The sequence below is a fragment of the Streptomyces sp. NPDC006879 genome (assembly GCF_042869595.1).
Taxonomy (GTDB): Bacteria; Actinomycetota; Actinomycetes; order Streptomycetales; family Streptomycetaceae; genus Streptomyces.
Genome location: NZ_JBIAGC010000007.1, coordinates 83490 through 95026, shown reverse-complemented (window position 1 = coordinate 95026; position 11537 = coordinate 83490). Strand labels below are relative to the sequence as shown.

General features: G+C 70.4%; 8 protein-coding genes. 5 read left to right on the top strand and 3 right to left on the bottom strand.

The features are described 5' to 3' along the window. The first annotated feature begins 6 nt into the window (after positions 1-6). Both ACFYMC_RS08200 and ACFYMC_RS08195 read left to right on the top strand, forming a co-directional pair. Entirely contained in the window at positions 7-1368 is a 1362-nt protein-coding gene (locus ACFYMC_RS08200; protein WP_388520608.1) for an SWIM zinc finger family protein, read from the top strand. 99 nt (positions 1369-1467) lie between these two features. Continuing rightward, on the top strand, positions 1468-3066 hold the full coding sequence (locus ACFYMC_RS08195; RefSeq protein WP_388520607.1) for a DUF5691 domain-containing protein: 1599 nt from the start codon (positions 1468-1470) through the stop codon (positions 3064-3066). A gap of 232 nt (positions 3067-3298) precedes the next feature. On the opposite strand, the gene ACFYMC_RS08190 is transcribed toward ACFYMC_RS08195, so the two are convergent. Then, positions 3299-3712: a cobalamin B12-binding domain-containing protein gene (locus ACFYMC_RS08190; protein WP_388520605.1), complete on the bottom strand. Its 414-nt coding sequence runs from the start codon at positions 3710-3712 to the stop codon at positions 3299-3301. Positions 3713-4024: 312 nt separating this feature from the next. Here ACFYMC_RS08190 and ACFYMC_RS08185 point away from each other — a divergent pair, with 312 nt between their 5' ends. Both ACFYMC_RS08185 and ACFYMC_RS08180 read left to right on the top strand, forming a co-directional pair. Beyond that, positions 4025-4822, top strand: a complete 798-nt coding sequence (locus ACFYMC_RS08185; protein WP_388520603.1) for an esterase/lipase family protein — start codon at positions 4025-4027, stop codon at positions 4820-4822. Positions 4823-5212: 390 nt separating this feature from the next. After that, positions 5213-6880 (top strand): peptidoglycan DD-metalloendopeptidase family protein, encoded by a 1668-nt coding sequence (locus tag ACFYMC_RS08180; RefSeq protein WP_388520884.1) that lies wholly within the window; start codon positions 5213-5215, stop codon positions 6878-6880. Positions 6881-7052: 172 nt separating this feature from the next. Here the strand turns inward: ACFYMC_RS08180 and pcrA are convergent, their stop codons facing one another. Together pcrA and ACFYMC_RS08170 are read right to left on the bottom strand one after the other, a co-directional pair. After that, on the bottom strand, positions 7053-9551 hold the full coding sequence (gene pcrA, locus ACFYMC_RS08175) for a DNA helicase PcrA (RefSeq protein ID WP_388520601.1): 2499 nt from the start codon (positions 9549-9551) through the stop codon (positions 7053-7055). Positions 9552-9683: 132 nt separating this feature from the next. After that, positions 9684-10037, bottom strand: coding sequence for a hypothetical protein (locus ACFYMC_RS08170; RefSeq protein ID WP_388520598.1), 354 nt, complete (start codon positions 10035-10037; stop codon positions 9684-9686). A 395-nt stretch (positions 10038-10432) separates the two neighbouring features. On the opposite strand from ACFYMC_RS08170, the gene ACFYMC_RS08165 reads away from it, so the two are divergent. Beyond that, positions 10433-11491 (top strand): NlpC/P60 family protein, encoded by a 1059-nt coding sequence (locus tag ACFYMC_RS08165; protein ID WP_388520595.1) that lies wholly within the window; start codon positions 10433-10435, stop codon positions 11489-11491. The last annotated feature ends 46 nt before the right edge of the window (positions 11492-11537 follow it).

The following is an 11537-nucleotide window of genomic DNA, read 5'->3' as shown; positions in this document are numbered from 1 at the left end:
GTCGACATGACTCAGCAGGGGGTGCGCTGGACGTCGGAACAGGTGCTGGCAACGGCTCCTGACGATGCCTCACGCAAGGCGGGGAAGAAGCTCGGCATGACCGGGCCGTGGTCGATGACGGGCTGCGCGGAGGGCGGCCTGGTGTGGGGGGTGTGCAAGGGCAGCGGCAGCAAGCCGTACCAGACAGCGGTGGATCTGACGGGTCCCGCGTACCGCTGTTCCTGCCCGAGCCGGAAGTTCCCGTGTAAGCACGCGCTCGGACTGCTGGTGCTCTGGGCCGAGGACGAGAAGGCCGTGCCGGAGGCTGCTGCGCCCGAATGGGCCGCACAGTGGGCCCGAGCCCGTGAGGAACAGGTCCAGCGGCTCCGGAAGGATCCCGCGAAGAGCGTCGAGCCGGCCGATCCGGAATCCGCTGCCCGACGCGCTCGGCGACGGGCCGAGCGGATCGGTGCGGGAGTGTCGGAGCTGGAGCAGCGGCTCGCGGACCTGTTGCGCGGCGGGTTGGCCGTCGCGGACCAGGCCGGCTACGGGCCCTGGGAGGAGACCGCGGCTCGGATGGTGGACGCGCAGGCGCCCGGCCTTGCCTCCAGGGCCAGGGAGTTGGGGGCGACGGCCGGCTCGGGGCCTGGCTGGCCGGGCCGCATGTTGGAGGAGAGCGCGCTCCTGCACCTGCTGAACCGGGCCTGGCAGCAGGTGGACCAGCTGCCAGACCCACTGGCCGCCACGGTGCGTGCCAGGGTGGGGTTGCCCTCCGAGCCACGGGGCGACGCCGTCCGGGATCGCTGGTTGGTACTGGGCCAGTACGACGCGAACGACGGGCGTCTGACCACCCGCCGTGCCTGGCTGCGCGGGCTGGCATCCGGGCGGGACGCGCTGGTCTTGGACTTCGCCCCGATCGGCCGACCCCTACGACTGGCGCTTGGTGTCGGCCTGGCGCTGGACGCGCAGGTGACCTTCCACGCCGCGGCACTGCCGCTGAGGGTGAGCATCGCCCCGGCCACGGCCGGCTCCGCCCTCACAGCTGCACAGCGGCCCTGCGCTCCCCCCACGGGGGTGGCCGTCGAACAGGCGCTGACCCGGTACGCGGAGGCGTTGCAGGCGGATCCGTGGCAGGAGTCCTACCCGGTGACGCTCAGCCGAGTGGTCCCGATACCGGGTGCGGGGGGCTGGCAACTGGCGGACGCCGCGGGGGACGCGGCGCTTCCGGTCGCGCCGGGTGGGATCGCCCGAGCCGGCCTGTGGCAGTTGGCCGCGTTGTCGGGGGGCGCCGCGCTCACGGTGTTCGGCGAGTGCGGGTACCGGGGGTTCACTCCGCTGACCGCCTGGGCCGAAGGGTCGGCGCGGGCCGTGCCGCTCCCTCGGTCGTAGAGCGCGGCGGAAGCCGGTCCCGTGGAGGGGGCGGGACCGGCTCAGCGGTATACGGGGTGCGGAGCCCCGGCACACCAGGAAGAGGGGAGAGAGTCGGAGATGACGGCCATGACGAGTTGGGGCGGGCTGACTTGGGGCGACTTGGTCACTACGGCGTTGCTGGGCACCGATCGGCGACCGGCGGCACCCGGCACGGCCGAACCGGCACTGAAGCTGCTGGACACGGCGGCCCTGCAGACCGTACGGCGTCGCGCCGGGCTCCGTGCTGCTTCGGTGGCGGAGCTGCCGAAGCCGGCCCCCCTGGACGGGAGACCAGAGCTCCCCGAGCCGGCGCGACGCCGACTGGCACAGCTGTTGGCGGACCGGGCGGCGACCGGCGGCAGTGGCCGGCGGGGAGCTGCCCCCGACCTGACCGAGCTGCTCCCCCAGTGGTTGAGCACGGCGAACGAGCACGGATACCGGGCCCCGGCCGAGTTGTTGCCCGCTCTCCTGGACACGGCACGGGCACGATCCGATCTCCGGCCGCAGGCGCTGGCGCTGGCGGGCGCCAAAGGACTGTGGCTGGCCGAGCTGAACCCGGAGTGGAGATTCGCCCTGCGCACGAGCGCCGTCTGCCCGGCCCGGCCCGATCCCGGTGACCGGGCCGCGGTGGAATGGTTGTGGGAGGAGGGCTTGTTCGCCGAGCGGGTGTCCTTGCTGGCCTCGGTCCGCCAGCAGGATCCGGCGGCGGGCCGGAAGCTGCTGGCGGGGAGTTGGCGGACCGAGCGGGCCGAGGACCGGCTGATGTTCCTGGATGCGTTGCGGTCCGGGTTGTCAGAAGCGGACGAGGACTTCCTGGAGCAGGCCCTGTCCGACCGGAGCCGCAATGTGCGTTCCACCGCAGCCGAGCTCCTCGCCACCCTGCCGGGATCGGCGCTGGCGAAGCGGATGGCTGACCGCGCGAGATCCTATGTCGGTCCGGACCGGACCGAGGGGGGCGGTGCGCACCGGATCGCGGTGGAGGCTCCTTCGGAGTGCGATGCCGAGATGCAGCGGGACGGGGTCGTCCTGAAGCCTCCGGCGGGGCGGGGTGAACGGTCCTGGTGGCTCGTGCAGTTGGTGGAGGCGGCACCGTTGGACTGCTGGCGCGAGCGGTTCGCCGGCCTGTCTGCTGCGCAGATCGTGCGCCTGCCGGTCGCGGAGGGTTGGGCGGAGGAACTACACGCCGCCTGGTGCCGGGCCGCGGTGCGCCAGCGGGACCCGCAGTGGGCACGGGCCCTGCTCGGTGAAGCCGCCGCGCCTGCGGCGGCTTCACCGGCCACGGCCTCGCTGGCCGAGCGGGCGAAACTCCTGGCGACTCTTCCGGAGGCTGATCGGTCGTCCTGGGTGGCGCACTTCGTGGCCGCGCATGGACTGTCGGAGGCATTTCAGCTGTTGGCGGTGTGCGCGGCGCCATGGGCCGCTCCGCTGGGGCGGGCCGTGGTGGACGCACTCGACCTGGCGCGAGACGCGGGCGGCTACCCGTGGAGCTTCAGCGGAGCGATGGGGCTCGCCGAGCGCTGCCTCGATCCCGCCGAGGCGGGGGCCCTGGAAGGTCTGGTCGCGCCCTCGGTGGAGGCTGAGGAGTCACCCGGGGGTGACTACTGGGGGGAGGCGTTCCAGAGGCTGGTCTCCACCTTGCGCCTGCGTGCCGACATGCAGGCGGAACTGACACCCTGATCGCCGTCCCTGGTTCTCACGAGCCCCGTGCTGCGCGGGCGGCCCGTCGACCGGTGCGGTTGCACTTTGGCCTGCGCGCGCAGGTGCTGCCCATGCGCCCGGTCGACGGCGTAGGAGCCGGCAAAGGGTTTTCCGTGGTGGGGCCGCCGCCCCTTGGCCGGTGGTGGCGCGGACGTGCCGAATGACCGCGCCCCCACCGGCCCGAAGGCCCTGGTGAAGGTGAGCGCGGGGCTCAGGCCTCGGCGGGGTGGCGGATGTGCGCGTGGACCCAGTCCACGATGGACTGGGTGGTGGCTCCGGGGGTGAAGATCTCCGCCACGCCCTTCTCCTTGAGGGGAGCGATGTCGTCCTCGGGAATGATCCCGCCGCCGAAGACCTTGATGTCCGCGGCGTCCCGCTCCTTGAGTAGCTCGATGACCTTCGCGAAGAGGGTGTTGTGGGCGCCGGACAGGATCGACAGGCCGATTGCGTCCGCGTCCTCCTGGATCGCGGTGTCCACGATCTGTTCGGGCGTCTGGTGCAGCCCGGTGTAGATGACCTCCATACCGGCGTCCCGCAGTGCCCGCGCGATCACCTTGGCCCCGCGATCATGGCCGTCGAGACCCGGCTTGGCCACCACCACGCGGATCGGTCCCGTCACACCCATCACAGCCTCCATGTCCCGGCCTGTCCCGGCGCCAGTGCCAGGGAAGTGAACGAACGTTATCTACAGCATCCCGCAAGGTGCCGTTTCGCGGAGGGCACCGAGGGGGAAATCACACGTGGGACTTCGTCCCTTTGCGCCGCGCTCGTGTCAGGCGGCCCAGTAGCCACAGGATCGGGACGGTCGCAAAGGGAGCCGCGACGACGAAAGCGCCGTACCGCCGCGCCGACAGCCGCACGGCGCGGGGGTACGGCATACCGGCGTAACTCCCCGCTGCTGTGGGCCGTCCCCCGAAGCACCTTCGGGAGGTCGGCCATGGGGTTCCCCTTACCGCTGCCCAATGTTCTGCGCCAGGCGCTCGGGTCCGCCGATCGCCTGCGGGCGACCACCTTGGACCTGGCCCTCCTCGCCGGCCATATCGTCATGTACCCCACGGGGATCGGGCCGAGACCGAAGACGCTCCCCGCACCCGGTGCCGGGCATCCTCCCGTGCTCCTCCTGCACGGCCTGATCGACAACCGCACGGTGTTCCGCCCGCTCGCCCGCGCCCTGTCCGCGCGCGGTGACCGACATGTAGAGGCGATCAACTACTGCCCGCTGACCAGCGACATACGCACGGCCGCCGGTCAACTCGCACTGCACGTCGAGGATCTCTGTCTACGGACGGGGCATTCTGAGGTGGACGTGGTCGGGCACAGCCTCGGCGGCCTGATCGCCCGCTACTACGTCCAGTGCCTCGGCGGGGACCATCGAGTACGCACCGCGGTCACGCTCGGCACGCCCCACCGGGGCACTCGCGTGGTGCCGTTGATGAACGCCCACCCTCTGGTTCGCCAGATGCGCCCCACTTCGGAGATCATCCAACGGCTCGCCGAGGCCGCGCCTGACTGCCGCACCCGGTTCGTCAGCTTCTGGAGCAACCTGGATCCGGTGATCGAACCGGTTGAATCAGCCAGCCTGGATCATCCGGACCTGCTCGCCGAGAACGTGCCGGTGACCGGAATCGGACATCTTGCGCTTCCGGCGCACCCGGCGACGATCGCGCGGATCCACGAGGTTCTGGAGGCCGCCCGGCCGCGTGAGGTCTCGGCGCGCTCCACCTCGGTCGCCTGACGCCTCCTCGCGCCCCTCCTCGCGCATCCGGCACCGCATCCCTCCGCTTCGGGCGCGACGAGCGCCCTCAGATCGGGCCGATCAGCAGAACCCCGCCGAGCCTGCGCGGAGTTCGAAGGCACCCAGTCACCCCAAGTAACCCCAAGGGGACATGGCGCGCCATTTCGGTTGGCAGTTTCACCACCTAAAATCAAACGCAATTCGAACAAAAGACCAAAGCTCCGCATTCGCTCCACCGAAAGACGGCCGAATGCCCAGTTCTGGCAGCCCGAAAACCGGTTGAAGATTGTCGTCGCGTCATACCGCCGGGTACAGTCACGCCCACTGCTCTCCTCCGGGGACCCCATCGCCCCGGCCACCCAGGCCCCCACTGCCGAGGCGAAAGAGAAGTTGGTGAACGACCGCCCCTCGTCGGGCCAGTACCCCCATACCGGGTACGAAGGCCTCGCCACCGCCACTTTCGCGAGCGACCCACTCTTCGGTTCCCTCGACGGACAGCAATACAGCAGCCAGTACCAAAGCCAGCACGAGGGCTACTACGGCAGCTCCTACGAGTCGGGCCAGGCCGCCCCAAGCATGTACGCGGGACACGAGGACTTCACGGGGCAGCAGACCGCAGCACCGTTCAACACCGCTCACTTCGACTCCGGCCAGTTCGCCACGGCGCCTCATGACAGCGGCCAGTACGACGCCAGCACTTGGAACGCCGCACCGGCCGACCCCTTTCCGTACGACCCTTACGCTCCCCACGCCTCCCACCCGGAGCCGGGATCGACGGGCTCGTACGACGCGACCGCCTGGGCTTGCGAGACCCACTCCGAGCAGTACCTGGCCTCGATTCCGGCTCAACTGACCCCCGAGCACTCCTCCGCCCAGTGGGACGCCAGCGCCTGGAACGAGGCGGCCTCCGCACCCGCCGACTTCGGCTACGACCCCTCCGGCCACTGGGCGATGCCGGTCTGCGAAACCGGCACATACGACGCCACTGCCTGGAACCCCTCGCCCGAGGAACCCGCGTCGGAACACACCTTCGCCGAAGAGCCGGAGCAGCTCGCACAGCAGAGCCCGCAGGTCCTCCCCGACCACGGCACGGCCGATTTCGCCCCCGGTGAGATCGAACTGGGCGAGCCCTTCGAGGACCCGGAACCGGCCGCCGTCCCGCTCCCTGCCGAGGCCCCGGCGGCCGAGACCGCACCACGCCCTTCCCGCCGCGCCCCCGCCAAGAGCGGTAAGGGTGGCAAAGCTGGCAAAAGTACGAAGAACGCCAAGAACGTCCGGGAACTCAAGGGCGTCAGCAAGGAACAGAACGCTCGGCGACGGACCCCGGCCAGGCGCTCCGCCGTACTCACCGTGGCCGTGCCTTCCGCCTGCGTGATGGGAGTCGCCGGCATCGCGGCAGCCTCCGTCGGCGGGCTGACTGACATCGGTGACGACCAGCAGCCCTCGACCACTCCCATGGCGATGTCCGCGCCGGACCCGGCTTCGGTGAAGCCGGTCGCGGCCAACAGCAAGTTGGACACCCAACTCGCAGCGCTCAGGGCCGACGCGGGCGACTTCGCCGACCGGGCTAGCCGCACCCAGGAGCGGATCGACCTGCGCATCCGCCAGGAAGCGGAGCGGAAGAAACGCGCCGAGGAAGCCGCCCGACTGGAGGCGCTGCGCCCGAAGTTCGCCCTCCCGGTCGCCATGCACGGGCTCAGCGCCCGATACGGCCAGTCCGGCGTCAACTGGATGTCCCTGCACACCGGCATCGACTTCCCGGTCTCGTACGGCACACCGGTGATGGCCGCCACCGACGGCACCGTGCGCACGCAGTGGAACAGCGCCTACGGCAACATGGCCATCGTCACCGCGCCCGACGGCACCGAGACCTGGTACTGCCACCTCAGCAGCACCAAGTTCCGCTCCGGCCAGGTGAAGGCCGGCGAGGTCATCGCCTACTCGGGCAACTCGGGCAACTCCACCGGGCCGCACCTGCACTTCGAGGTCCGTCCCGGGGCCGGCGCCGCCATCGACCCGCTGCCGTGGCTGCGCAGCCACGGCCTGGACCCCACCTGACCGCTCCCCCTCTCCGGCCCAGGGGCTCGCGTCGCCCCGTGAGGCCCGTCGGGGGCCCAACGCCTGCGGTCCGTGGCGTTCGTCCCGAGCGCGGTCCGGGCGCCCTTCACAGGAACACCCGGACCTTTGAGTTGGGCCAAAGCCGCTCCCGCGACACCCGGCGGGACAGCCCCTAGAGCTTCTGAACCGGCGCGTAACGCAGCAACAGGCGCTTGGGCTTGGCATCGCCGAAGTCGATGGTCGCCTGCGCGTCCGAGCCCGCACCGGTCACCTCGGTGACGGTGCCGAGACCGAACTGGTCGTGGGTGACCCGGTCCCCGACCGCCAGGGCGACCACCGGTTTGTCCGCGGTGCGGCGGGTGGCGAAACCAGAGGGTCCCGAGCGGGAGCGGGAGTGGCTCGCGCCGGAGCTGCTGAGGAAGGAAGTCGGCGAGGTGCCCCAGGAAGCCCCCGAGGCCGTTCCGGCGCCGGTGCGCGAACCGGTAGACAGCGGACCGGCGGGCTTCTGCGCCCCGGTCCGCTTCCAGTGGAGGTACTGCTCCGGGATCTCCTCCAGGAACCGCGAGGGCGGGTTGTACGAGGGGGTGCCCCAGGCGCTGCGCATGGCCGAGCGGGTGAGGTAGAGCCGCTCGCGAGCCCGGGTGATCCCCACGTAGGCCAGGCGCCGCTCTTCCTCCAGCTCCTTGGTCTGCCCCAGGGACCGTGCGTGCGGGAAGACCCCGTCCTCCATGCCGGTGAGGAAGACGACCGGGAACTCCAGGCCCTTCGCGGTGTGCAGGGTCATCAGTGTGATGACCCCCGACCCGTCCTCGTCCTCGTCGGGGATCTGGTCGGAGTCGGCGACGAGGGCGACCTGTTCCAGGAACTCGGCAAGGGTTCCAGGCGTCTCCTCGCCGCGCGCCTGCTCGAACTCCAGGGCCACCGCGGCGAGTTCCTGGAGGTTCTCGATGCGGGTCTCGTCCTGCGGGTCGGTCGAGGCCTGGAGCTCCGCCAGGTATCCGGTCCGTTCCAGCACCGCTTCCAGGACCACCGCGGGTCCGGCGCCGGAGTCGACGATGGTCCGCAGTTCCTCCATCAGGACGTTGAAGCGCTTGACGGCGTTGGTCGACCGGGCAGCCATGCCGTATGCCTCGTCCACCCGGCGCAGGGCCTGCGGGAAGGTGATCCGCTCACGCAGGGAAAGCGCGTCGATCATGGCTTCGGCGCGCTCTCCGATGCCTCGTTTGGGGACGTTCAGGATCCGGCGCAGCGGAACAGTGTCCTCCGGGTTCGCCAGGACGCGCAGGTAGGCGAGTACGTCTCGGACTTCCTTGCGCTCGTAGAACCGCACCCCGCCGACGACCTTGTAAGGCAGTCCGACGCGGATGAAGATCTCCTCGAAGACACGGGACTGGGCGTTGGTCCGGTAGAACACGGCGACATCGCCGGCCTTGGCCTCGCCCGCGTCGGTCAGCCGGTCGATCTCGTCGGCGACGAACTGGGCTTCGTCGTGCTCGGTGTCCGCCACGTAGCCCGTGATGCCCGCGCCGGAACCGGCGTCCGTCCACAGGTTCTTGGGGCGGCGGTTCTCGTTCCGCTCGATGACGGCGTTGGCCGCGCTGAGGATGGTCTGGGTGGAACGGTAGTTCTGCTCCAGCAGGATGGTCTTGGCGTCCGGGTAGTCCTCCTCGAACTGGAGGATGTTGCGGATGGTCGCGCCGCGGAAGGCGTAGATGGACTGGTCGGCGTCGCCCACCACGCAGAGCTCGGCCGGCGGCAGGTCCGGATAGCCGGTCCCCACCAGCTCGCGCACGAGGGTGTACTGCGCGTGGTTGGTGTCCTGGTACTCGTCGACGAGTACGTGCCGGAACCGGCGCCGGTAGTGCTCGGCGACGTCCGGGAACGCCTGGAGCAGGTGGACCGTGGTCATGATGATGTCGTCGAAGTCGAGGGCGTTCGCCTCCCGCAGCCTCGACTGGTACATGGCGTAGGCCTGCGCGAGGGTCTTCTCGAACCCGTCGGCCGCCTGCGCGGCGAAGGCTTCCTCGTCTATCAGCTCGTTCTTCAGGTTCGAGATCTTGGCGCTGAAGGACTTGGGCGGGAAACGCTTGGGGTCCAGGTCGAGGTCGCGGCAGACGAGGGCCATCAGTCGCTTGGAGTCGGCCGCGTCGTAGATGGAGAAGGACGAGGTGAAGCCGAGGAGCTTGGACTCCCGCCGCAGGATGCGCACGCAGGCGCTGTGGAAGGTGGAGACCCACATCGCCTGGGCGCGCGGCCCGACCAGGGACTCCACGCGCTCCTTCATCTCTCCGGCGGCCTTGTTGGTGAAGGTGATCGCCAGGATCTGCCCCGGATGGACCCGCCGAGCGGCCAGCAGGTGGCCGATCCGGTGGGTCAGGACCCGGGTCTTGCCCGACCCGGCGCCGGCGACGATGAGCAGCGGGGCGTCCGCGTGCACGACCGCGGCGCGCTGCTGCTCGTTGAGGCCGTCGAGCAGTGCTGCGGGGTCGATGACGGGGCGCGCCGCACCGTCACGGTAGTGGCTGTCCCGGGCGCCTGCGGGCGCGTCGAAGCGCCCTCCGAAGAGGTCGTCGGCGCCCTCCTCGGGCCCGTGCTCCTCCGGGGGCGGCGGGTGCTCCTCGTCGGTGGGCTTGAGGTCCGCCAGAAAGCTGTCGTCAAAGAGGCTGCTCATCGCTCTACGAGTCTAGAGGGCGGCGCTGACACCGCGGACGGATACGCGTGGAAGGACGACGGGCCCGGCGCCTTGGGGGCGGAGCCCTGCGTGTGCCCGCCGTGTTCCACGGCCCGGCGGGTGCGGGCACGCTCAGGTCCACAGCACGGCGATGAAGACGTTGGCCGTGGTCAGAGCGCCGACAGCGGCAAAGAGGCCCTTGTCCACCCGCTCCTCGTCGCGTTTGACGTAGACGAGGGCGAGGATCACGAAGAGGACCGCCAGCTTCACGGCGATCTTGACGTTGTTCACGGCCTGGTCGTCCGCCTGGTTGAGACCGACCAGGACCACGCCGGTGACGAGCATGGTCAGCGCGCCGTGCAGCATCGCCGGAACGAAGCGGGCGGTCCCGGCACCCATGGCCTTCATCTGGGTGAGGAATCCACCCAGCAAGGAGGCGATGCCGATGATGTGCAGGCCGACGAAGACATTGATGAGTACGTCCATGAGCCGGAGCCTAAGCGCTGACCGGTTCGGCCCCGGCAGCGGGCGGTGAGCTTCGGCCGGAGGGGGTGCGAGGGTGCTCACGGGCCGCGCGGGGGCTGCTGGGACCGGTCCTGGTGGTCGGTACACGTGCGCTGCGCCGGTACCGCGCGCTGATCAGCCATGGGTGACGGGCGCCGTGGAAGTGAGGGCCTGGAGACACCCCCCACGGAACTCGTTCAAGAAAGATCAATAACGGCAATTGCCGTGCGTCGCCCAGCCTCAAACAGTCTCAAACAGCTGCGTCCCCATAACTTCCTCGCAACTCGTCATCTGACCGTTACCTCCAGGTTTAGCGTCCTTCCCCAAGAACCGGGACCGCCCGCAAGGGCCGGAGACGGAAAGGACGTGAGGCCCTCGTGGCTGCACACCGAAAGCCCAGGCAGCGCCCGCTCCTCGGCAGCGGATCCACTCGGACCGCCGCCACCCTCGCCCTGGCGGGCGCTGCAACGGCCACCGCGTACCAGGGAACCTCGCAGGCCGAGCCCCGACCCACCACGGCGCAGGTCAAAGCCCAGGTGGACCGGCTCTACCAGGAAGCCGAGGCCGCAGCGGAGAAGTACAACGGGGCGAAGGAGCAAGCCGAACAGGCCCAGCGCTCGCTGGAGGAGCTGAGGGAGGAAGCCGCCCGCCGTGCCGAGCGCCTCGGAGCCGCCAGAGCCACGCTCGGTTCGATGGCCACCTCCCAGTACCGAAGCGGCGGAGTCGACCCGGCGGTACAGCTGGCGCTCTCCTCCGACCCGGACCAGTACCTCGAACGCGCCGCGCTGCTGAAGCGGGCCGGGCACCGGCAGGCGAACTCGCTCGCCACCGTCCGACGCGGCCTGGACCAGGTCGAGCGGCTGCGGAAGAAGGCGGACGCCAAGAGCCGCGAGCTCAGTGCCCGCCGGGCCGAACTCGCCGAACACAAGGCAGCCGCCGAGCGGAAACTGGCCGAAGCCAAACGGGTGCTGGCCCGACTCACCGCCGAAGAACGCGCCCGTTACGAAGCCAGCAACTCGACCGCCATGACGCAGGGCCCGGCGCGGACCGGCGGCTCCACCGCACAGGCCCCCGCCCCGGCGACCGGTTCACGGGCCGCCCGCGCGGTGTCCTTCGCCTACGGAGCGCTCGGCAAGCCGTACGTCTGGGGCGCGACCGGGCCCAGCTCCTACGACTGCTCGGGACTGACCCAGGCGGCCTGGCGGGCCGCCGGGGTCTCCCTGCCACGGACCACGTACACCCAGATCAACGCTGGTCGACGGATCTCCCGGTCCCAACTGGCGCCGGGAGACCTGATCTTCTTCTACCCCGGGGTGACCCACGTCGGGCTGTACATCGGCGGGGGGAAGATGATCCACGCGCCGCGGCCCGGCTCCACGGTCCGGATCGCTCCCATCGACCAGATGCCCTGGGCCGGGGCGACCCGCCCGTTCTGAGGGCGCGCCGTCCGCCCGCCGGAGCAACAGCGCCAGCCGACCGGCC